This window comes from Catenulispora pinisilvae, assembly GCF_015356865.1.
Classification (GTDB): Bacteria; Actinomycetota; Actinomycetes; order Streptomycetales; family Catenulisporaceae; genus Catenulispora; species Catenulispora pinisilvae.
Genome location: NZ_JAAFZA010000179.1, coordinates 1 through 21,857, shown reverse-complemented (window position 1 = coordinate 21,857; position 21,857 = coordinate 1). Strand labels below are relative to the sequence as shown.

Genomic DNA, 21,857 nt, shown 5'->3' with positions numbered 1-21,857 from the left:
GGCCGCGGTGGCTGCGGCCTCGGTGGCGGCAGCGGGGGCGGCCTGCTCGGACTTCGCCTGCCGGCCGGACTTCGCAGCCGTGGCCGGGATCTGCGGGGCCGCGAAGGGGTTGGTTGACGGCAGGGCACGAGCGGCGGGGCGGGATGCCGCGCCGGCCTCGGTGTCGGTGTCGGGCTCTGTCTCGGGCCCGGCGGTGGCGGCGGCCTGGTGGCTCGACGCGGACGCGTCGGTGCCCGGCGCGGCGCTGGCCTGCTCGGCGGCGGTGCCGGCCGAGGTGGCGCGGCGGCGGGCGCGAGTGCGGGTGGCCGGTTCGGGCTGGCCGGAGGTGGTGTCGGCGGAGGTGGTGTCGCCGGAGGTGGCCTCGGGGCTTTCGGCGCCCTGGTCGCGGTCGGCAGCCGAGCGCGACCCACGCTTCGCAGTGGTGGCGCTGGCGCGGCTGCCCGTGCTGGCGCTGGACCGACCGGCGTCGGCCTGCTCGGCACCCGCGGCGGTAGCGCCCCGGCCACCAGCGGCCTCGGCCTCGGTCGCCTGCTCAGCGATCGTGCCATCGGACGTCGCGCGGCGGCGGGTCCGGGTCCGGGTGGCCTTGGCGGCCGACTCGGGCTCGTCCGTCACAGCAGCCTGGCCCGCAGCCCCAGTACTCGCGGTCTCGCCTGCTGTTGCTTCTGCTGGTGTCTGTGCTGTCTCCGCGGCCGCCATCGGCTCAGCCTCGGCAGCCTTCTTGCGGGTCCGGGCACGTGTGGTCTTCTTCGCAGCGGGTGCGCTCTCCCCGTCCCCCGCCGCCTCCGCGGCCGGTTCCGGCGCGGCGACCTTCTTGGCCGCCGTCTTGCGGGCCCGCTTGGGCTTGCTCTCGGGCTCCGCGGCGGCGTCGTCCGAGGCCGTGGCCTGGGACCCCGCCTCCGGGGGCGGCGGCGGTCCGGCCGGGCGGCTGGCCGTCCGGCGGCGCGGGCGCTTGCCCGCCTCGCCTTCGTTCGTGGCGGCCGAAAGGGCCGCGTCCTGCGTGTCGGGCGTCGAATCCGGCTGTTCGCCGGGGACGCCGGTGGGCTCGTTGTCGAGCATCCGGGCGGTTCTCCCGTCATGCCCCCCGGGCGCGCGCGAAGCGGTGCCCCACATCGTCGCCGCAGATACGGCGGGCGATGGGCACAGCCAGCGAATCCCTGACAGATCCGGGTGCTCTGCGGCGCCACACAGGTGGCTGTTGTGGTCTCTTCGCCTCGTCTGTCCGGTGCGGCCGACGCTTAACGGGGCCGGCCGCAGACCTGACGAGAAGTCTGGTTAGGTCGTGCTCTCGACGTCACCGGCCGTCTCACCTCTCGCCCGCCGACCCCGCGGCGGCCCGGTCCGGATCCAGGGGATCGGACAGCGCCTCCACGCTCACACTGGTCGGCGTCACGTCGGATCCGTCCCGCAGCGGCCCCTGCGCCAGCCTCGTCACCTGGGGAGGGACGGGCGGCACCAGGCCTGCCACACGACCGAGTCCGGTCAGGACGTCGTCGGGCCGCACGGCGGGTGTCAGGTGCCGCACGACTAGTCGCAGTATCGCACAGGGGCGATCCTGACGCCCGCCACCCTCACCGACACCGCTCTCACCTGCGGAAACGCCGTCACCTTCGGCGGCGCCACTGACGCTACCGGCGCCAGCGGGGCCGTCAGCGGGGCCATCGGGGCCGTCACCGGCGCCATCGGCAGCATCGGCAGCCGGGTCAGCGCCGGCGACCTCGCCACCCGCGGCCTCCATAGCGGTCACCGCGGCCCGCGCGTCGAACGTCCGCACCCCGTTCTTCGTCATCCGCTCGACCAGCACCTCCGGCGCCGCCACGAACGCCGCGACAGCGTCGACCGCCACCTTCGGCTCGACCCCGGGCAACCGGATCTCCCACACCGAGGCCTCAAGCCGCTCCATCAGGTTGGGCGTGGCGGCCTCCACGACCTCGAGAATGTCCAGGTCGGCGGGCAGCGACTCGTCCAGCGCGGCAGCCAACTCGGCGGGGACCAGAGCCCGCGTCACACCGATCTCGACGTACTCGGCCTCACTGGCCACCCCGGTCGGCGCAGCCCCAGCCCACGACACCTTCGGATGCGGCGTGAACCCCGCGGAGTACGCCATCGGCACCGCCGCCCGCCGCAACGCCCGCTCGAAGGCACGCTGGATGTCACGGTGACTAGTGAAGCGGAGCCGTCCGCGCTTGGCGTAGCGGATGCGGAGCTTCTGGACGGTCGGCGGCGGCGCCGGTCCGTCGGGCATGCGGGCCACGGGGGTTGGGTCTCCTCGGGGGGATGCGGGTCGGTGTTGTCAGGATAGCTGGTTTGGTGGGGTGGTTACTGTGGGTAGCCGAATCCCGGTGCGATATCGGCGTATCAGCGGTTTGTATTCACCGCTCGTGTTTACTCCTACCCGCACATACGCCGAGAGGGCGACGGTGCCCATCGGCTCCGTCGCCCTCTTGTGCGCGCTGGCTGTACTGCTCGCGCTGGCTGGTGCTCGCGCTGGCTGGTGCTCTCGCTGGCTGGTGTCGCTCCCCGCCCCGGCCTACCGGGGGCCGACGTGCGCCGCCGGGTTGTTCTCGGCGTACTCCCACTGGCCGGGCTGGCCGATCAGGTCGCCGACCTGGTTCTGCAACCCGTCGTCGATGACCGCGGGACCACCGAACATGACCGCGTCGGACACCGAACCCGAAGCGCTACGCAGGTAGTCGGCCGTCTCGCTGGGCAACCCGGTCGGACCGGTCAGCAGCAGCGGACCGCCGACACTGCCGGCCAACGCACCACCGGCGAGCGCGTCGGGGAAGTTGTAGCCGGTCGCGATCCCCACAACCTGCGGCCCACCGAAGAACGTGTGCGCCACGATCGACGCGGTCACAAACCGGTCCGCACCGTACACAGGCGCCCCGGGAATCCGCACAGAACTCAGCGCGGAAACCGCCTCACCACCCACCCCGAACACGGTCCGCTGCGGCACCGCATTCAGGAACGCCTGCGTCTCCGGCGGCATCTTCTTGTCGGAGGTCAGCACGACCACCGTGTTCGGCCGCGAACCCGCCACCGCACCGGCGGCCAGCGCATCGGGGTAGTTGAGCCCGGTCGCGGTAAGGATGGTGACAGGGCTGTGACTGTAGTCCGGAACAATCGTCTCAGCGATGTCCACCGCAGTCTGGAACCGATCCTGCCCACCAATCCGCGTCGGCCGGAACCCCGCCGCCGCGACCTGGTTGAACGTATTCGCCGAAATAGCCTGCGTCTGCCCCAGCACGTACACAAACGCACCCGGCTTCAACACCCGCTTCATCTCAGCAAGCGTCCGCGCATCAAGCTTCCCCGTCGGCGTCAACAGCAGCGGCCCGTGAAAACGAGCAGCAAGCGCGGACCCGGCCAACGCATCGGCGAAGATGTCCTGCCGCGCAAGAACGACAACGTTCGCCTGCTGATTGCCGTAGGACCAACCCGAGACCTGATCCGCGGTGCCGATGCGGTCGGGGCCGTCCAGGCGCTCGACGAGGTTGACGGGGTTGGAGGTCGACGCAGGCTTGGTGGTGTCGGCGTTGGGCTGCCAGGAGATGCGGCCGACCATGCCGGGTATCGCCAAGTTTTCAGCCGAGCCCGTCTGCGCCTTCATGACCCGAACGTCGCCGCTGGCGGTGAACGCGATGGAGCCGCCGTCGGGAGACCAGACCGGATCGTTGGTGTTCTGCTTCGAGGCATTGTCAGAGGTCAGTTGCTGCGCATTTGATCCGTCGCTGTTGACTGTCCACACCTGCGGCAGGGAGTGGATATCATCGGCGATGAAGGCGATCCGCGTGCCGTCGGGCGACACCGACGGGTTGGTACCCGCCACGTTCAGGTTCCCCGCCACACCGGTCGTCGAGTCGTACTGCCAGATCCACGTCTTGCCACTGGGATCGGTGCGCTGAAAGACGATCTTGCCACCGGGGCCACCCTGCGGCACCGAGTCGTGGTCGCCCGTCTCATGGCCCGCACCGAGCTTGACTGGCGAGCCGCCGAGGCTCGGAACCTGGTAGAGATCGCCGTTGTAGGCGAAGACGATGAAGCTGCCACCGTCCATCCACGTCGGGTGGGTCGGCATACCGCCGAGCCCGCCCGCCAGGACCACCGGGTCCGAACCGTCGTACCGGGCAGAGACCACGTTGCCGTTCTGGTCGACGTACACGACCCGGCTGCCGTCAGGAGCCCACTCGGCGTCCATGACCTTCTGCGAAGGCATGTTCTCCGTCGCGGCACCACCGGCCAGGCTCGGATCGAAGTGCAGCTGGTTGTCGCCGATAGTGACCGTCAACTTCCCGCTCAACCCCGGGAACGTATTGGGCGTATTCGTCGCGTGCGCCGGCATCGCCAAAGAAGTGGCTGCGGCGAGGGCTGTCGCGGCGACTGCCGTGAGCTTCTTTGCGGACACCTTTGCTTCTCCCCTTGTAGATCCGGGTGCTGAGATCCGACGTGCCAGCTTATCCATCGGTGTTGCGGGGGTCCACCCTCCGCGATGTTCCAGTTGCCTGCGGCAACAGGGTGCTGGAGGCGGGGTGCGGACGTCAAGATCGGGGGGTTCTGTCTCAAATGGCGTCGACCGGTGGATAAGGTGCTCAGTACCCTGATCACCTTGCGCGAGTTGTCATCGGTTGCGGGGTCAGTGGGGCGGGAGCTCGATCGACAGCCTTCTATGTGCCCGCCGGCTTCGCCGTAGCCCGGAACCGCGCTACGCCCAGCAGTCCGAGGCCGACGGCCAGGCCCCAGAACGCGGCGCCGACGCCGGCGACCGTGATGCCGGATGCGGTTGTGACGAAGGCTGCGGTGGCGGCTTCGCGGTAGCGGGGGTCGTTGAGGGCTGTGGTCAGGGCGCCGGCGAGGGCGGGGAGGAGTGCGAGGCCTGCGACGCCTTCGATCAGGAGTGGTGGGGCCGCTATGAGGAGGGCTGTTGCGGCTGCGGCGCCGAGGCCCAGCAGTACGTACAGTGCGCCGGCGGTGGTGGCGGCGATCCAGCGGCGGTTCGGGTCGCGGTGGGCGTCGGGGCTGGCGGCTAGGGCGGCGGTGATGGCGGCGAAGTTGATGGCGATGCCGCCGAAGGGGGCGCCGAGGGTGGTGGCGGCGCCGGTGCCCATCAGGACTTCGCGGATCGGGGGTTCGTAGCCGTGGCCGCGCATGACCGCTATGCCCGCCAGGTTTTGGGACGCCATCGTGACCAGGTAGAGGGGCAGCGCGAGGCTTATCAGGGTCCCGATGTCGAGGCGGGGTGTGGTGGCCGTGAGGGTCGGCAGGAGGCCGCCGGTCAGGTGGCCGCCGGTGGCGGGGTCGAGCGCGAGGCCGGCGAATGCCGTGGCCAGGGAGGCGGGGACGGCCCAGCGCTTGGCGAAGCGGCCCAGGACCACCCACACCGCGACGGCCGGGAGCGCTAGGCGGGGTAGGCGTACCGATGCCTGGGCGGACTCCAGGCAGATCGGCGCGATCACGCCGGCCAGCATCGCGGCCGAGATCGGAGCGGGGATCCGCGCGATCCAGCTGGTCAAACTGCGCGAGAAGCCGGTCACGACCGTCAGCAGTCCCGCCACCGCGAACGCGCCCAGCGCCTCGCGATAGCCGCCGGCGCCGCCGTGTCCGGCATGCGCACGTCCCGCACCGACGCTCACCAGCAGCGCGGCGCCGGGCGTCGACCACGCGATGCTGATCGGCATCCGGTGCCGGACGCTGAATACGATCCCTGCGACGCCCATCAGGACGCTGAGAATCAGCAACCCCGACGCCGCCTGGCGCTCGGTGGCGCCGACCGCGCGCAGGCCCGCGATCACGACCGCGAACGAGCTCGTGAACCCGACGAGAGCGGTGACGATGCCCGCCCCGAACGTGGGCCCCAGGCCGGTAAGCCGGCGGTGCCCCTGCACGTCCGGATCCGCCGGTACCGCCGGGACCGCCGGGACCGCCGGGACCGCCTGAGCCGCCGGAATCCGAGCGGAGCGCTCAACAACCACGCCGGACCTCCCCTGTTCCGTATACGGAACAACGTACCAGCTCGCCTCTCGGTGTAGGTTGCAAACGTGGGAGACGGCACGACACCAGGCTTCGCCACCCAAATCGGCGTCCGCATCCGCCGCCTACGCCAAGAGCGGAACGTGAGCCTGTCAGCCCTGGCCCGGGACGCCGGCGTGGGCAAAGCCACGCTGTCCGGCCTGGAAGACGGCTCACGCGGCAACCCGACGATCGAGACCCTCTACGCGATCGCCGGCCGCCTCGGCGTCCCCATCGGCGCGCTGCTGCCCGACCCGCCGCAAGAAGGCGAGAAGCCGCTGGAGACGATCCACGGGACCGCGGTGTCAGCCACACTCCTGGAGACGTTCTCCGACGCCGATACCGACACCGAACTCTTCAGGCTCCACATCCGCCCCGGCTACGTGCAGCACTCCCCCGCGCACCCGCCGGGCACCATCGAATACCTCACCGTGTTCACCGGGACGGCAAAAGTAGGCCCGCCGGACGCCCTCCTCACGGTCGGGCCCGGCGGACACGTGTCGTGGACAGCGGACATCCCGCACACCTACGCCGCGATCAGCGGCGAAGACGTCTTCGCCAGTCTGCTGATTCGCACACCACGCAACTAACGTGGCGACAGTAGGGCCAGTAACGTGGTGGCAGTACAGCCAGTCCTCTAGTCCTCGCCTCGCAACAGAGCGGCAGCCCGCTCCGGCCGGATGTCGTTCATGAACGCCCCGGCGCCGGATTCCGTCCCCGCCAAGTACTTCAGCTTGCCGGGCGCCCGTCGGAGCGCCGCGAGCTGCCAGCGCAGGTGCGACTCGGTTCGGCCGGCCTCGACAGGGGCCTGATACCAGGAGCCGATGTACGGCATCGGGCCGTCGAACAGTGTGTCCAGCCGCTGCACGCAGTCCTTGCCGATGGCGGCCAGTTCGTCGCGCTCGGCCGAAGTCAGTGCCGGGATGTCGGGCACGTGTCGGTTCGGCACGATGTCCACCTGGAACGGCCACCGTCCGGCGTAGGGCACGTAGGCAGTGAAGTACTCCCCCGCGGTGATGATCCGCGATCCCTCAGCCTTCTCCTCCGCCAGCGAGTCGCACGCCACGCAGCCGCCGGTGCTCTCGTGGTACGCCACTGCCACGTCCAGCATCTTCTGCATCCGGGGCGGGACGAAGGTGAACGCGTAGATCTGCCCGTGCGGGTGGTGCAGGGTGACGCCGACCTCGACGCCGCGGTTCTCGAAGCAGTACACGTACTCGATCCCGGGCCGGGCCGCGAGTTCGGTGGTCCGGTCGGCCCAGACGTCGACGATGTGGCGGATGCGCGATACCGGCAGCGAGCCGAATGAGGAGGCGTGCTCGGCGCTGAAGACCACGACCTCGCAGCGGCCGGTGTCGCCGGCCAGGGACGGGAAGCGGTTCTCGAAGACCGCCACGTCGTAGTCGGCGGCCGGGATCTCGCTGAGGTGGCCGGGGCGGGAGGGGTCCAGCGGGCACTGGTCGGCCGCGGGGAGGAAGGTGCGGTCCTGGCGGTGTCCGGCGACCGCGGTTATCTCCCCGGTCAGCGGGTCGCGGCGCAGTTCGCTGGTGGTGGACACGGTCGGCAGGTCGCGCTCGTCGGCGGCGGAGCGGTCCTGGCCGGGGGTCTCGTCGTAGTAGATCAGCTCCCTGCCATCGGCGAGCTTGGTGATGGTACGGGTCAGATCGAGGTTCATGGTTCGGTGTCTCCGTCACACGATCCGGCGCGCGCCGGCCGAGGCGACGGCGGGGAAGAACTGGGGCTCGGTGTATCCGTGCCCTGCGAAGGCGGCCCGGACGGCGTCCCGCACCTCCTCCAGGACGGCCCGGTCGACCAGGGCGATGGCGCTGCCGCCGAAGCCGCCGCCGGTCATCCGGGCGCCGTGCGCGCCGGCCGCGACCGCGGTGGCCACGGCCAGGTCGAGTTCGGGGGCGCTGACCTCGTAGTCGTCGCGCAGGGAGGCGTGGGACTGCATCATCCGGTGGCCCAGCGGCGGCAGGGAGAACTGCTCGTGGTTCAAGATGGCGACGAACTGCTGGACCCGGGCGTCCTCGGTGACCACGTGCCGCAGCCGGCGCGCGTAGGTCTCGCCGAGGCCGACCGAGACCTTGGCGAAGGCCTCGGGCAGGTCCTCCAGCACGATGTCGCGCAGGGCCCTGACACCCAGGAACTCGGCGGCGCGCTCGCAGGCGGCCCGGCGGTCGGCGTAGCCGTTCTCGCCGTGGTCGTGCGAGACCCGGGTGTCGATGACCAGCAGCAGCGCGTCCTCGGCGGCCAGGTCGAAGGGCTGCGGCCGGACCTCGCCGCTGCGGGTGTCGATGAACAGCACCGAGCCGTCCTGGCCGAACGCCGACGACATCTGGTCCAGCGGGCCGCAGGGCACGCCGGCGTAGATGTTCTCCGCACGCTGGGTGTGCAGGGCCAGTTCGTGCGTGGTGAGTTCGAACCCTGAGACGCCCGCCAGCGCCAGCGCGGTCGCGCATTCCAGGGCGGCCGAAGAAGACAGTCCGGAGCCGACCGGCACGGTGCTGCTCAGGTAGACGTCCGCGCCGCCGACCGGGAATCCGGCCTGCTGGAGGACCCAGGCGACGCCGACCGGGTAGCCGGCCCAGCCGCCGGCGGCGGGTTCGGCCAGCGGCGACATGTCGGTGCTCGCGGCGTCCCGGGTGTCGGCGGCCGAGCCCGGGCCGACGAGGGCGTCGAGCGAGAGTTCGACCGTCTCGTCGAGTTGCGCCGCGTAGACGCGCAGGATCCGGTCCGCGCGCGGCGCGGCGGCCGCGTAGCAGGCGCGATCGATGGCCATCGGCAGCACGAAGCCGTCGTTGTAGTCGGTGTGCTCGCCGATGACGTTCACGCGCCCCGGCGCCGCCCAGACCCCGGCGGGTTCGCCGCCGAAGCGCTCGAGGAACCCACGCCGCGCGCCGTCCACGGCCGACGCCACCGATCCTGTGTCGAGGCTCACCGCCACCCTCACCCCAGCTGTTGTGATCCGTTTGATTCTGTTCGGATCTGGTGAGGTCAGGGTAGCGGTGAGATCATCGCCCCGACAAGCGCGTCCAGCCGGACGTCAGACGACGGTGAGCGGCAGCAACTTCACCCCGGTGGGCCCCACCTGGATCTCGGTCCCCATCTGCGGGCACACGCCACAGTCGTAACAAGGCGTCCAGCGGCAGTCCTCGACCTCGGCGCCGCCGCCCTCGGCCGCCTCCAGCGCGTCCTGCCAGTCCTCCCACAGCCAGTCCCGGTCCAGGCCGGAGTCGATGTGGTCCCAGGGCAGGACCTCGTTGTACTCGCGCTCGCGCGTGGTGTACCAGGCCAAGTCCACCGGGGTGTCGGCGAGCGCGGTCACGGTGGCCTCGGCCCAGCGCTGGTAGGAGAAGTGCTCACTCCAGCCGTCGAACCGGCCGCCGCGCTCCCACACCTCGCGGATCACCTTGCCGACCCGCCGGTCGCCGCGGGAGAGCAGGCCCTCGATCACGCCGGGCTTGCCGTCGTGGTAGCGGAAGCCGATGGCCTTGCCGTAGTTCTTGTCGGCGCGGATGGCGTCGCGCAGCTTCACCAGGCGGGCATCGGTGCCCTCGGCGTCGAGCTGCGCGGCCCACTGGAAGGGGGTGTGCGGCTTGGGCACGAACCCGCCGATGGACACCGTGCAGCGGATGTCGCGGGTGCCGGAGGCCTCGCGGCCGGCCTTGATGACCTTGCGCGCGAGGTCGGCGATCTGCAGCACGTCCTCGTCGGTCTCGGTGGGCAGCCCGCACATGAAGTACAGCTTCACCTGCCGCCAGCCGGCGCCGTAGGCCGCGGTGACCGTGCGGATCAGGTCCTCCTCGGTCACCATCTTGTTGATGACCTTGCGCATCCGCTCGCTGCCGCCCTCGGGGGCGAAGGTCAGACCGCTGCGACGGCCGTTGCGGGACAGCTCGTTGGCCAGGTCGATGTTGAAGGCGTCGACCCGGGTGGAGGGCAGCGACAGCGAGGTGTTGGTGCCCTCGTAGCGGTCGGCCAGGCCCTTGGCGACGTCGCCGATCTCGGTGTGGTCGGCGCTGGACAGCGAGAGCAGGCCGACCTCCTCGTAGCCGGTGGCCGCCAGGCCCTTCTCGACCATCTCGCCGATCCCGGTGATGGAGCGCTCGCGGACCGGCCGGGTGATCATGCCGGCCTGGCAGAACCGGCAGCCGCGGGTGCAGCCGCGGAAGATCTCCACCGACATCCGCTCGTGCACGGTCTCGGCCAGCGGGACCAGCGGCTGCTTGGGGTAGGGCCACTCGTCCAGGTCCATGACCGTGTGCTTGGCGACCCGGAACGGCACGCCGGACCGGTTCGGCGCCACCCGGCGGATGCGGCCGTCCGGCAGGTAGTCGACGTCGTAGAAGCGCGGCACGTAGACGTTGCCGGTCTTGGCCAGCCGGAACAGCAGCTCCTCGCGGCCGCCGGGCCGGCCCTCGGCCTTCCAGGTCCGGATGAGGTCGGTGATCGCCAGCACCGCGCCCTCGCCGTCACCGACGACCGCGGCGTCCAGGAAGTCGGCGATCGGCTCCGGGTTGAACGCGGCGTGCCCGCCGGCCAGCACGATCGGGTGCTCCTCGGTCCGCCTCGCGGCCTCCAGCGGGATCCCGGCCAGGTCGAGCGCGTTGAGCATGTTCGTGTAGCCCAGCTCGGTGGAGAAGGACAGGCCGAACACGTCGAAGTCCTTGACCGGCCGGTGCGCGTCCACGGTGAACTGCGGGATCCCCTTCTCCCGCATCGCCTTCTCCATGTCCGGCCAGACCGAGTACGTCCGCTCGGCCAGCACGCCCTCACGCTCGTTGAGGACTTCGTAGAGGATCATGACGCCCTGGTTGGGCAGGCCGACCTCGTAGGCGTCCGGGTACATCAGGGCCCAGCGGACGTCGCAGGCGTCCCAGTCCTTGACGGTCGAGTTCAGCTCGCCGCCGATGTACTGGATCGGCTTCTGCACACCCGGCAGGACCGCTTCGAGCTGCGGGAACACGGATTCGACTGGCATCGGCTACTCGACCTTGGGCTTTCTGGGAGATTTCGGCGACGGTACTGACCTGGGGATCGCGCCGGCGATGTGACTCCAGTCACGCCGGCGGGCGGGCTACGCCGCGCAACCAGCCTAACGCTTGTGCGCAGGCTGTTCCCCGCGATCACCAGACGCCGGCCACCGCAGGCCCAGCAGATCACCGGACCGCGCTCACTGCACCGTGATCGCCGGCCGGGTGGACCGCAACCGCACATTCTCCACCAACCCGATGGCGATGAAGCTGGCGAACATCGAGGACCCGCCGTAGGAGACGAACGGCAGCGGGATGCCCGCGACCGGCATGATCCCCAGCGTCATCCCGATGTTCTCGAAGGTCTCGAAGGCGAACCAGCTGACCACCCCGGCGCACACCAGCATGCCGAACAGGTCGTCGCACTGCCGGGCGATGGCGATACCGCGCATGAGCAGCACCCCGAACAGCGCGATGAGGACCACCCCGCCGACGAAGCCCAACTCCTCCCCGGCGACCGTGAAGACGAAGTCCGTCTGCTGCTCCGGGACGTAGCGGCCGTTGGTCTGGGTGCCGTTGAACAGCCCCTTGCCCAGCACGCCGCCGGAACCGATGGCCAGCCGCGCCTGCGCGGTGTTGTAGCCGACGCCCTGCGGGTCCAGGTGCGGGTCGGCGAACGCCGCGAACCGGTTGACCTGGTGCTGGGCCAGCAGGTGCAGCTGGGTCGCGGCGACGGCGGCCAGCGCGGCGCCGGCGCCGAGGGCGGCCAGCCAGCGTCCGCTGGTGCCGGCGAAGACCAGCAGGCCGCCGGTGGCGACCAGGATCACCATCGCCGAGCCCAGGTCCGGCAGCAGCATGATGACGGCGGTCGGCCCTCCGGCGACCAGCGCGGCCGCGGCGATCCGGCGCGGGGTGACCGCGTCGTCCCGCTCCGACATCCCGGACAGCGCGCCCTTGGTCGGCGGCAGCGTCAGCACCACCGCCAGACCCAGGACCACCGCGACCTTGCAGTACTCGGCGGGCTGGATGGAGAATCCGCCGCCGAGTTCGATCCAGGACTTCGCGCCGTTCACCGTCGAGCCCAGCGGGCTGAGCACCGCGACCAGCCCGAGCAGCGCCAGCACGTAGAACACCGGCGTGACCGCGCGCACCCAGGCGTAGGACAGCAGCGAGGTCGCGGCCATCAAGACCACGCCGATCGCCAGGTTCATCAGGTGCCGCTTGAGGAAGAACTGCGGGTCGCCGCCGGTCAGGTTGGTGCGGCCGCGGGTGGCCGACCACACCAGGATCGCGCCGTAGACCGACAGTGCCAGCGCCGCGCCCAGCAGCGTCCAGTCGAAGCGGCGCAGCCGGTTGGAGCGGCGCCGGGTCTCGGCGACCGGCATGGCCATGCCCGCCGGGCCCTTGTTGATCGCGGGGTTCAGGGTCACGGCGCGCTCACTGATTCGTGGTGGGAGACGGCGACGGCGGCGGAGGCGTCGGCAGCGAGGTGGCCGGCGGAAGCGCGGGCAGCAGGCCGTCGGGACGTACCACCGGCAGCGCGGTCGGAAGTGTGCTGTTCGGGTTCGGGTGGCCCATGTCGACGCCGTAGATCGCGGCCAGGATCGCCGCCACCGACGGCCCCGAGGTCCCGACACCGGTGCCACCCTGGGAGACCATCATCGCCACGACGTAGCGCGGACCGGTATCGGTGCCCGCGTAGCCGACGAAGCAGGACGTGGTCTGCTTTCCATAGACTTCCGCGGTCCCGGTCTTGGCGTAGGTCGGGATCACGTTCTCCGGCCAGCCGGCGAAGGCCGGCCCGGCGGTGCCCTCCAGCGAGGTGCCGTGCAGCGCGTCCGCCAGGAACGCCAGCGTCGAGCCGGACAGCGGCAGCTTGCGGGTCACGATCGGCGCCATGTCCTTGACCACCTTGCCGTCCGGGGCGATGAGCGCCCGGCCGATCTGCGGCTGGTAGAGGGTGCCGCCGTTGGCGACGGCCGCGTACACCCGCGCCAGCTGCAACGGCGTCACCAGGTCGCCGCCCTGGCCGATCGCCGAGATGACGGCGTCGCCGGGCTGGTATTCGTAGCCGTCGGCGCAGTTCTCCTTGGCGATCGCCTGTAGGTACTGCGCGCGGGTCGGATCCGAGCCCGTCAGTTCGGGGTAGCCGTCCTTGGCCCGCTTGCACCAGATCCCGTGCATGTTGTTCCAGAGCGACTGCTTCTCCGCCCGGGTCTGGATTTCGCCGGCGGCCTCGCCGGGCAGGTCGATGCCGGTCTTGGAACCGAGACCGAAGGCGTGCGCCATGGTGGCGATCGGTTCCAGCGGGTGTGCGATCGGGTGGAGACCGCCGTCGCGCTGCCACATCTGGTAGGCGACGCCGTAGAAGACGGTGTCGCAGGAGACTTCGATCGCCTTCTTCAGCGAGATCGGGCCGTAGGACTCGCCCTCCATGTTGTGGAAGCTCTGTCCGCCGATGGAGAAGTTCGGCGAGCAGTCGTAGGTCCCGGTGCCGAACCCGTCCTGGAGCATCGCGGCGGTGGTCACGGCCTTGAACGTGGAGCCCGGCGCGAACTGGCCCTGATAGGCGCGGGACAGCAGCGGGGTGCCGGCCGAGGCGGAGGTCAGCGCGGCGTAGTCGGACTGCGAGATGCCGCCGGTCCAGACGTTGGGGTCGTAGGTGGGCGTGCTGGCCATCGCCACCACGCGGCCGGTGCGGGCGTCCATCACCACGGTGGCCGCCGAGTCGGCGGCGTACGGCTTGCCGTCGATCGGCGAGATCTGCGAGCGGGCCCGCTTCACGGCGTTGTTCAGCTCACGCTCGGCCACCGCCTGGATCCGGGCGTCGATCGAGGTCACCAGGTGGTCGCCGTTCACCGGCGGGGTGCTGGCCTGCGTCGACTGCGCGTGTCCGACGATGTCCACCGAGACCTGGGTCTGGCCGGCCTGGCCCCGCAGGTAGGAGTCGTAGGTCTCCTCCAGCCCGGCCCGGCCGACCAGATCCGAGCGCTGCATCACCTCGCCCTTGGCCTCGGCCGCGGTCAGCTCCTTCTCGGTGACCGGGGACAGGTAGCCGAGGATGTGCGCGGCGTTCAGGCTGTAGGGGGCCGGGAACCGGCGGACGGTGTCCGGGCCCGCGGTCACCCCGGGATACAGCTCGTGCTGCTCGGAGACGTCGAGCGCCTGCTGTACCGAGACGTTGCGGGCGATCGGGACCGGTTGCAGCAGCGAGCCGTTCCAGCAGGGCTTGGACACCTGCGCGGTGCACGGCCGGATCTCGGCGGAGATGGCCTGCGGCGTGGTGCCGAGCACCGAGGCCAGCCGGGCCAGGGTGGAGGCGCCGTGGTCCTTGGTGCCCAGCAGGGCGTTGCGGTCGACCGACAGGGTCAACGCCGACTTGTTGTCGACCAGCGGCCGGCCCAGGTCGTCGAGGATGTCCCCGCGCACCGCCGGAGTGATCACGGTGCGGACGTCGTTCGCGGCGGCGGCGTCCCGGAAGGTCTGGCCGGTCCGCACCTGGAGGTACCACAGCCGGGCGACCAGCGTCCCGAGCAGCGCCAGGACCAGCACCCGCAGCACCATCAGCCGCGCGCGCCGCCGGTCGGCCAGCCGACTGGAAGCGGAAGTCATCTATAACACCTGCGTACTGCCGGCCGAGGCGCGGCGATTCAGAGTCTTGACGCCCGGCAGGCGGCCGTGCGAGCGCTGCGCGGGCAGGCCGCGGGTCTCGCCGCGGCCGAGCACGAAGCCGACCACCGGGATCGCGAACGGGGCGAGCACGCCGGTGTACAGCGCGGACGCCGCGGCGGCGGCCAGCACGCCCTTGAACTCGCCGCTGCCGACCGCGAAGCCGAGCGCGGCGTACAGGACCGGCGAGAGCGCGGCCAGGCAGAGGACCATCAGGACCGGCCGCAGGACCGTGCCCTGCACCGCCCCGGCGGCGCGGCCGGCCAGGTAGCCGGACAGGCAGAGCACGAACGCCTGGCTGCCGATCGCGTGCGCGGCCGGCGGCGTGATGTCGGCGGCCAGGCCCAGCAGGAAGCCGACGAGCAGCCCGGTCTGCGGGCCGCGCGCGAAGCCGACCGCCGCGGTCACCGCCAGGAGCAGGTCCGGAGCGGCCAGCGGCAGGTGCACCGCGGACAGCAGCACGTCCTGTAGCGCCAGGACCAGGGCCAGGGCGCAGATCATGGCCAGGGAGCCGGTGAGTCTCAAGGGTCACACTCCTTCGGGGTCGGGCCGGGCGCCAGCACGGATCATCGGGCGGCAGTACAGAACGGTGCGCCGCCGGTGTCAGTGCGCCACCAGCGCGTCTCGCGGATCGGTGCGCGGCGGTTCCACCACGACGCCGACGGTTTGCAGACCGTCGTAGGCGACGTACGGCTTCACGACCGCGGTCCGGGTCAGCGCGCCGGGCGTGGGCTGCACCGAGGTCACGGTGCCCAGCGGCACGCCGGGTACGAACGGGGTGCCGCCGGCCGAACCGAAGGTCAGCACCGGCGTGCCGAGCGGGATGTCGGCCTGCGGGTCGAAGAACTGCACGCTGAAACCGCCGTCCCCGCCGCCGGTGGCCAGGCCGACCTGGCCGCCGCCGGCCCCGCCGGTGCCCGGGGTGCGCACCCCGACGGTGAAGCGCGGATCGTCGGCCAGCAGCACGGTGGCGGTGTCGTGGCCGACCGCGACGGTGCGGCCGACCAGGCCGTCGCCGTCCAGCACGGTCATCCCCGGCCGCAGGCCGTCCAGCGTGCCGGCGTCGATGGTCGCCGACCACGTGCCCTGCTGCTGCGGGGCGAAGGACAGGACCCGGGCCGGGATGGTCTTGAAGCCGCCGACCGTGGCGACATGCAGCAGCTTGTCGAGTTCGGCGGCCCGGGCCCGGGCGTCGGCGGCGGTCTCGGTCTGCACCCGCAGCGCCGCGTTCTGGGCCTTGAGCTGGGAGATCTCCTTCTGGTCCCGCTTGCTGTGGCCGAGTCCGTGCACGAAATCGCCCATCGGTCGCTCGGCTGCCGCCACGGATCGTTCCACGGGTCCGAACACCGCCTCGCCGCCGGAACGCAGCGGTTGCAGCGGCGAGCGCGACCCGGCCCGGGCGTCGACGGTGATCATGGCGAAGGCCGCCGCCAGCAGTACCGCCAGCAGCAGCCTCGTCCGCTTGTCCTCACGCACGCTCCCGCGCTACCTCCGCCCGGTACGACGACGGTTGTTCAGCGTGCCCAGCACCGGGGCCAGCGCCTCGAACTCCTCCAGGCAGCGGCCGGAGCCCAGGACCACGGAGTCCAGCGGGTTCTCCGCGATGTGCACCGGCATGCCGGTCTCCTCGCGGATCCGTTCGTCCAGGCCGTGCAGCATGGCGCCGCCGCCGGTGAGGACGATGCCGCGGTCCATGATGTCGCCGGCCAACTCCGGCGGGCACTTGTCCAGGGTGTCGCGCACGGCGTCGGTGATCGCCGTCACCGGCTCCTCGATCGCCTTGCGCACCTCGCCGGAGGACAACAGGATCACCTTCGGCAGGCCGGAGACCAGATCCCGGCCGCGGACCTCGGCGCGGGTCTCCTCGCCGGCGTCCCAGGCCGAGCCGACCGTCACCTTGATCTCCTCGGCGGTGCGGTCGCCGAGCAGGAGCGAGTACTCCTTCTTGACGTACTGGATGATCGCGTTGTCCAGTTCGTCGCCGGCCACCCGCACACTGAGCGCGGTGACGATGCCGCCGTAGGAGATGACCGCGACCTCGGTGGTGCCGCCGCCGATGTCCACCACCATGTTCCCGGTGGCCTCCTGCACCGGCAGCCCGGCACCGATCGCCGCGGCCATCGGCTCCTCGATCAGGTGCACGCTGCGCGCGCCGGCCGCGCTGGCCGCGTCCTCCACCGCGCGCTTCTCCACGCCGGTGATGCCGGACGGGACGCAGACGATGACCCGGGGCTGGGCCAGCCAGCGTCGCTTGTGCGCCTTTCGGATGAAGTAGCGAAGCATCCGCTCGGCGACTTCGAAGTCGGCGATGACCCCGTCCTTGAGCGGCCGGATCGCCACGATGTTGCCGGGCGTGCGGCCGATCATCTTCTTGGCCTCGGCGCCGACCGCGAGCACCGAGCCGGTCGTGGTGTCCACCGCGACCACCGAGGGTTCATTCAGGACGATGCCTCGGCCGCGTACGTACACCAGGGTGTTCGCGGTCCCGAGGTCCACCGCGATGTCCCGACCGATGACCGCCATCCCGGAGCCCATGCGCGATCCTCATATTCTTCTCGCTCGGATGTTGCAGAAGTCTTGCCGTCGGTGTCGGCGACACGGCGCGGATGTGCGGCGCCTGCGACCGATCCTAACCAGCGTTATGCCCGATAGATCCCCGAGCATCCGGTTCACCCCGAAGCGGTACGCCCGAACGGGTGAGAATGCTTATGTCAGGGGGCTGGTGGGCCTGGATGCGGCATTTCATGGCTTGCCCGCCATCCGGGGTGAGTGGGTGGGCCGGTGGGTGGGTGGCGCGGCGTGGCTCGCGACTCATACAACTCTTGCCGCGTGTCACGGCGCCTGGCGTCACGGCGCTCGGTGCCCAGTGTCGCGGGTGCCTGGTGTCACGGCGCTCGGTGTCACGGTGCCTGGATCGTCAGCCCGCGCGGCGGACGCCGGCCCACCGACTCCAGATTCCGGCACACGGCGAGCATGGCGCCGGCCGCGGCGAGCGCCGCACCGAGCGCGAACGCCTGCGCGGCCCAGTAGGCGGCGTTGTTGCGCGCCAGCTCCGAGGTCGCGCCGTGGTAGCGCACGAAGTAGGCCGCGCCGACGGCCAACGCGGCGGTCGCGACGATCAGCAGGACGGCGTACAGCAGACGCTGGCCGGGGCTGCTGCGGCTGACCGCGGGCCCCGGTCGCACCAGACCGATCTGCGCCGCCACCGCCAGCCCGAGCAGCCCGACCGCCAGCGCGAGCAGGTCGGCGGCGACCGTGTCGGAGACCCGGTGCCAGTCGGCCGCCACGGTCGCCACGCCGGCGAAGGCCGCACCGGGCAGCGCGAGCACGGTCACCGGGACGTACCAGCGGCGGCTGACGACGATGAGGGCCGCGAAGAACAGGCCCATCGCGGCGGCGGTATGGCCGGAGGGCAGGGTGTTCGGGGCTTGGTAGGGGGTCAGGGCGGTGTGGGAGGCGGCCGCGACGTGGGATGCCGCTGCGGCGCGGGCGGTGACCGCGGCGTGGGCCGCCATACTCGCCGCCTTCACCACGCCGGCCGGAGTGGCCGCGTTCGCCCGAACCAGGTTGGCCGCGGTCACGTGGGCCGCACGAGCCGCCTGAGCAGCACCCGCGGCCTCCGCCCCCAACGCCGGCCGACTGGGCAACGTCGCCTTCAAAAACCGGGCCGCGACCACCGCGCCCCCGGCCGTCAGCACCCCACACAGCGCCAGCAGCAACCGCCGCCGCAACAACCCGACCGCCCCGATTACGACCAGCGACACCCCGAAGCTCTCAGCGGTCAGCCGGTTCAGCCACCGGTCGGCGTCCCCGTACCAACTCCCACTGCGATGCTCCCGGGCCCCGGCCAACGCCGCGTTCTCGAAGTCCTGCCCCCACCGCGTCCGCACGGCGAGCAGGTAGACCACGAACACACCGGCGACCGCGACCAGCGCGCCGGCCACCAGCCGGTTGCGCAGGTCACGTCGGGAACCGACAGTCGCCGTGTGACGGTCCACGGCCAGGGCCTCGGGGTAGAACATGCCTGGGGCGTACCCGGCAAGACGGCGCTGGTGGCGCACATTGCGCCAAACCGGTGAAAGAACTGTTTGTCGAGTACTCGGCACGGCGTGCCGAAAGCCTGAAGGCACCCCTTTCAGTACGGGTACGCGACTACGCTCCGCGCCCAGCTGTCCAACCCCGGCAGCGCCGCCTCGATCTCGCCCGGCTCGACGAACGTGGCAATCAGCTGGCAGTCGACGTTGTCGCGACGCCAGTAGTACACAACACGCGCAACCACCGCTCCGCTCTCACGATCGGTATACGTGAAGCGCTTCGCCCGCACCCCGCTCGCGCCACCCGCGTACTCGAACGTCTCGACCTGCGGCGGCTGGACGTTGTCCGGGTCGAAATCGCCGACGAACAGGCGGTACGCCTTCTTGATCGGCAGCTCTGCCGCGAACATGTTGAACGAAGCCGGGATCGGCGCACGATTCAGGTCGTGGAAGAACAACAACGACGTGCGTGCCATCCTGTCGTTGAAGGTGTCGTACGCGACCTCGATCAACCGCGCGGTCCGGGCCTGCCAATCGGGATCCGGCCTGGCAGCGTCCCCGTCGTGGAAGTCCGCCCAGATCGCGAGAGCACCGCTGGCTGCCCACGCCGCGGCATCCTGCCAGAAACCGCGCTTGTCAGGGAGGGCTTCGGGAAGAGTCAGCCATTTGCGCCGCGGCGGGATGTCCAGCACCACCTGAGGCGGCAGCGGTGTCGGCTCCGCGGGCTTCTTCATCGGGGCCTCCGGGCGAAGCGGTTCATTGGATCTTCCATGCGAATGTGGACATCATGGCGTCGAAAAGCTCTACCAGGGCGTCGGCCACCTGGTCATCGGGCACGCCGCCACCCGGAGTGGAGAACGTCACCGTAAGCCAGCGCCGATCGTCGTTCGGGATCGGGAAGGCATAGTCGACGTGGCGGGTCGCGACGTCGACGATCTCGCCCCGAGCCGCGTCAGCGGCCTGGGTCCGTTCCACTCGCGCGCCGACCGAGCCGTCGATGTCGGCCAGGGATCCGTCGGCGGCAAGTTGGCCGCTCAATGTCAGCGCCGCCAACGCGTCCACCTCCCCCTGCATGAACAGCCCGCCGACGATGAACGACGCCGCCACCGTCACACCGTGCAGCTCCTCCACCGGGAGGTACAGGTCAATGCCGTTGTCCGCCTTGGCCTTCCGGACGATCTCCCGGACGGTCTCCTCGATCTTCCGACGCTCCGCCGGGAACGCGTCGCGCTGAAGCCGCGCGAACATCCGGTCCGTGATGTCCTCAACCGCTTTGTCCAGCGGTTGCGAGAGCGAGACCCTGATCCAGCCGGGCGGCAGCAGAATGGTGTAGCCGTGCGGCACGGTCGCGAGCGCTTCCCCGGCCCTCACCATGATCCGGCCTTCACGTTCCAGTTCTGCGGGGTCAGGCTCCGGGACCAGTTGTAGTACCCGGACTCGCCGAAGAACGGCGCCGTCGAGCCGGCGACCTTGTCCCACGTATCCGAGGTGGCACCGGCCAAGAAGCTGACCTTCACCTTGGTCAGACTCGACTCAAGCTTCGTGACGTCGTCGACGACGTGCGGCGAGACTCCCGCAATCTCAGCGCGCACACTCTCAGCCCACGTCTTGCACGCCGCCGCGCCCTGTTCGCCGTGCAGCAGCGCCTGCAACGACGGCTTGCTGAACCGCTCCGTGATCTGCTCCCAGGTGTTCGCGATCTTGGCCTTGCCCATGAGGCTGAAGTCGATGTCGTCGAAGTTGTGACCAGCCTTAAGCAACTTACTGATGCGGGCCACCTCAGCGGCGTTGGCCTTCGTCGCCAGATCGTCGATGGCCCCTATGCCATGCCTCGCCTGGTCTATTTTCCCAGGGTCTGTACTGGTATCCACGATCTTCTGCAAATCAGCTAGCTTCGACTCGTTCTCCGCCAGCACATCCCCCGCGGCCTTCTCACCGGCCTTGCCCACAATCGCGGGGTCCTTGAGCACCGTCTCCAGCGCCCCTCGCGACTCCTCCAACGCCTTGCCGGCGAACTTCCCCATCCCGAACGTCGCCAGCGCGAACACATCCAGCCCCACGTCGAACCACGACCCGCTGCCGGACACGGCCAGCACGATGTGCCCGGCCAGCGATCCGATCGTGGCGAGCAGCGCGATGGTGGCCAGGATGTTGAGTCCCGGGACGAACAGGGCCACGATCGCGCACGCGGTCGCGATCCACCCGAGCGCGTTGCAGGCGTCGCTGACCCAGCGCGCCGCATAGTGGTTGAACTTGTCCCAGAACCCGTCCGTCAGCCCGTCGCCGTGCTCGCCCTCGCCGATCGCGTCGCGGCGGCGGCGTGCGGCGGCGTGCAGCGTGTCGAGAACCCCTTGCAGCTGGCCCTGGAGCTTGCTGATGTCGCCGTGTGCCTGGTCCAGCGCTTGCTGCTGGGCTGGGTTCGGCGGTTGGTGCTGGTTGTGGCTGCCCGAGACCAGCCCGGGAGTGTTAGCCGTGACCTGGTCCTGCTGCGTGGCGGCCTGCTTGCGCAGCGACTCCGATTCGGTCTGCGCGCTCTCCAGCTCCGTGGCCCAGCCGCTCAGCTCGCCGGAGGCGGTGCGGTAGCGATTCTCGGCCTGGTTGAGCTGGTCGGCCAGGGTGCCGGCGGTCGAGGAGATCGTTCCGGCGTACTTGCCTTTCAGTTCGCTCTGCTTAGCGGCGGCGATCTTGCGCATCGCCGTCACCTGGTCGCGGATGGAGTCCGCCACCCGGCCCAGGAGGGCTGCCTCGGCCCGGACGGCGCCGGGGTCGCCGGGAACCGGGTCGCGGCCGTCCGGGGTGAGCGGAGTCCAGTCCGCTGCGCGCGGCGCCATCAGTGGCTCCCGGCCGGCGACGGCGGGTTGTTGTCGTCGTGCAGCGCCTTGGCCAGTTCCTGGTCGGCTTGCTGGAAGTAGCCGGTGGTCGTCGTGACCATCTTCAGCAGGGCATCGATGGACCCCTCAAGCTTCTCGCGGTGGATGCTCCAGTTGTTCTGGAAGCCGTCCATCGCGCCCTTGACCTCGCCGGAACCCCAGATATCGCCGTCGTCCAGCTTGTGGATCTCGGCACTGAGGCCGACGAACTCCTGCTTGACGAACGTCAGGTTCTTCTCGAACTCGCCCAGTATGTCGTAGTTGACAGTCAGGTCTGGTCCGCCCACTTCCTGTGTCTT

At 70.6% G+C, this 21,857-nt stretch carries 17 protein-coding genes and 1 pseudogene; 1 reads left to right on the top strand and 17 read right to left on the bottom strand.

What is annotated here, in order from left to right; all coding sequences use genetic code 11:
* From IZR01_RS35340 to IZR01_RS35325, 4 genes and pseudogenes are all read right to left on the bottom strand, one after another.
* A pseudogene (locus IZR01_RS35340) lies at positions 1 to 1,059 on the bottom strand (hypothetical protein); the annotation flags it as partial.
* 247 nt (positions 1,060 to 1,306) lie between these two features.
* A complete protein-coding gene (locus tag IZR01_RS35335; RefSeq protein ID WP_228560910.1) occupies positions 1,307 to 2,245 on the bottom strand; it encodes a TIGR03936 family radical SAM-associated protein in 939 nt (312 codons plus the stop codon).
* Positions 2,246 to 2,530: 285 nt separating this feature from the next.
* The gene (locus tag IZR01_RS35330; RefSeq protein WP_194926378.1) at positions 2,531 to 4,060 is read right to left on the bottom strand and encodes a cell wall-binding repeat-containing protein; all 1,530 of its coding nucleotides are present in this window, start codon (positions 4,058 to 4,060) and stop codon (positions 2,531 to 2,533) included.
* Positions 4,061 to 4,667: 607 nt separating this feature from the next.
* Entirely contained in the window at positions 4,668 to 5,972 is a 1,305-nt protein-coding gene (locus tag IZR01_RS35325; protein WP_323747186.1) for a benzoate/H(+) symporter BenE family transporter, read from the bottom strand.
* Positions 5,973 to 6,038: 66 nt separating this feature from the next.
* Here IZR01_RS35325 and IZR01_RS35320 point away from each other — a divergent pair, with 66 nt between their 5' ends.
* Entirely contained in the window at positions 6,039 to 6,599 is a 561-nt protein-coding gene (locus IZR01_RS35320) for a helix-turn-helix domain-containing protein (protein WP_194926377.1), read from the top strand.
* A gap of 47 nt (positions 6,600 to 6,646) precedes the next feature.
* On the opposite strand, the gene galT is transcribed toward IZR01_RS35320, so the two are convergent.
* From galT to IZR01_RS35255, 13 genes are all read right to left on the bottom strand, one after another.
* Positions 6,647 to 7,684, bottom strand: coding sequence for a galactose-1-phosphate uridylyltransferase (galT, locus tag IZR01_RS35315; RefSeq protein ID WP_194926376.1), 1,038 nt, complete (start codon positions 7,682 to 7,684; stop codon positions 6,647 to 6,649).
* Between the two features lie 15 nt (positions 7,685 to 7,699).
* Positions 7,700 to 8,956 (bottom strand): galactokinase, encoded by a 1,257-nt coding sequence (gene galK / locus IZR01_RS35310; protein WP_194926380.1) that lies wholly within the window; start codon positions 8,954 to 8,956, stop codon positions 7,700 to 7,702.
* Between the two features lie 99 nt (positions 8,957 to 9,055).
* Positions 9,056 to 10,993, bottom strand: a complete 1,938-nt coding sequence (locus IZR01_RS35305; RefSeq protein ID WP_194897273.1) for a TIGR03960 family B12-binding radical SAM protein — start codon at positions 10,991 to 10,993, stop codon at positions 9,056 to 9,058.
* A gap of 192 nt (positions 10,994 to 11,185) precedes the next feature.
* Positions 11,186 to 12,376, bottom strand: a complete 1,191-nt coding sequence (gene rodA / locus IZR01_RS35300; protein WP_438939710.1) for a rod shape-determining protein RodA — start codon at positions 12,374 to 12,376, stop codon at positions 11,186 to 11,188.
* Between the two features lie 46 nt (positions 12,377 to 12,422).
* Positions 12,423 to 14,597 (bottom strand): penicillin-binding protein 2, encoded by a 2,175-nt coding sequence (gene mrdA / locus IZR01_RS35295; RefSeq protein ID WP_194926374.1) that lies wholly within the window; start codon positions 14,595 to 14,597, stop codon positions 12,423 to 12,425.
* Positions 14,598 to 15,179: a rod shape-determining protein MreD gene (mreD, locus tag IZR01_RS35290; protein WP_194897276.1), complete on the bottom strand. Its 582-nt coding sequence runs from the start codon at positions 15,177 to 15,179 to the stop codon at positions 14,598 to 14,600.
* Between the two features lie 78 nt (positions 15,180 to 15,257).
* Positions 15,258 to 16,130, bottom strand: a complete 873-nt coding sequence (gene mreC / locus IZR01_RS35285; RefSeq protein WP_194897277.1) for a rod shape-determining protein MreC — start codon at positions 16,128 to 16,130, stop codon at positions 15,258 to 15,260.
* A 9-nt stretch (positions 16,131 to 16,139) separates the two neighbouring features.
* A complete protein-coding gene (locus tag IZR01_RS35280; RefSeq protein ID WP_194897280.1) occupies positions 16,140 to 17,177 on the bottom strand; it encodes a rod shape-determining protein in 1,038 nt (345 codons plus the stop codon).
* Between the two features lie 377 nt (positions 17,178 to 17,554).
* Positions 17,555 to 18,676, bottom strand: coding sequence for a phosphatase PAP2 family protein (locus IZR01_RS35275; protein WP_194899842.1), 1,122 nt, complete (start codon positions 18,674 to 18,676; stop codon positions 17,555 to 17,557).
* 113 nt (positions 18,677 to 18,789) lie between these two features.
* Positions 18,790 to 19,380, bottom strand: a complete 591-nt coding sequence (locus tag IZR01_RS35270) for a hypothetical protein (RefSeq protein ID WP_194899843.1) — start codon at positions 19,378 to 19,380, stop codon at positions 18,790 to 18,792.
* A 64-nt stretch (positions 19,381 to 19,444) separates the two neighbouring features.
* Positions 19,445 to 20,062, bottom strand: a complete 618-nt coding sequence (locus tag IZR01_RS35265) for a hypothetical protein (protein WP_194926373.1) — start codon at positions 20,060 to 20,062, stop codon at positions 19,445 to 19,447.
* Entirely contained in the window at positions 20,056 to 21,519 is a 1,464-nt protein-coding gene (locus IZR01_RS35260; protein WP_194926372.1) for a hypothetical protein, read from the bottom strand. Before IZR01_RS35260 ends, IZR01_RS35265 begins: the two co-directional genes overlap by 7 nt.
* Positions 21,519 to 21,857, bottom strand: a 339-nt coding sequence (locus tag IZR01_RS35255) for a hypothetical protein (RefSeq protein WP_228560900.1), incomplete at its 5' end; no start/stop codon positions are given. The genes IZR01_RS35255 and IZR01_RS35260, both read right to left, overlap by 1 nt.

Bases quoted from the DNA above. Each gene is read 5' to 3' on its own strand.
- IZR01_RS35335 (WP_228560910.1), bottom strand. From the start codon at position 2,245: ATGCCCGACGGACCGGCGCCGCCGCCGACCGTCCAGAAGCTCCGCATC.
- IZR01_RS35330 (WP_194926378.1), bottom strand. From the start codon at position 4,060: ATGGACGGTGGCAGCTTCATCGTCTTCGCCTACAACGGCGATCTCTAC.
- galT (WP_194926376.1), bottom strand. From the start codon at position 7,684: ATGAACCTCGATCTGACCCGTACCATCACCAAGCTCGCCGATGGCAGG.
- IZR01_RS35305 (WP_194897273.1), bottom strand. From the start codon at position 10,993: ATGCCAGTCGAATCCGTGTTCCCGCAGCTCGAAGCGGTCCTGCCGGGT.
- rodA (WP_438939710.1), bottom strand. From the start codon at position 12,376: ATGGCCATGCCGGTCGCCGAGACCCGGCGCCGCTCCAACCGGCTGCGC.
- mrdA (WP_194926374.1), bottom strand. From the start codon at position 14,597: ATGACTTCCGCTTCCAGTCGGCTGGCCGACCGGCGGCGCGCGCGGCTG.
- IZR01_RS35280 (WP_194897280.1), bottom strand. From the start codon at position 17,177: ATGGCGGTCATCGGTCGGGACATCGCGGTGGACCTCGGGACCGCGAAC.
- IZR01_RS35275 (WP_194899842.1), bottom strand. From the start codon at position 18,676: ATGTTCTACCCCGAGGCCCTGGCCGTGGACCGTCACACGGCGACTGTC.
- IZR01_RS35265 (WP_194926373.1), bottom strand. From the start codon at position 20,062: ATGGTGAGGGCCGGGGAAGCGCTCGCGACCGTGCCGCACGGCTACACC.
- IZR01_RS35260 (WP_194926372.1), bottom strand. From the start codon at position 21,519: ATGGCGCCGCGCGCAGCGGACTGGACTCCGCTCACCCCGGACGGCCGC.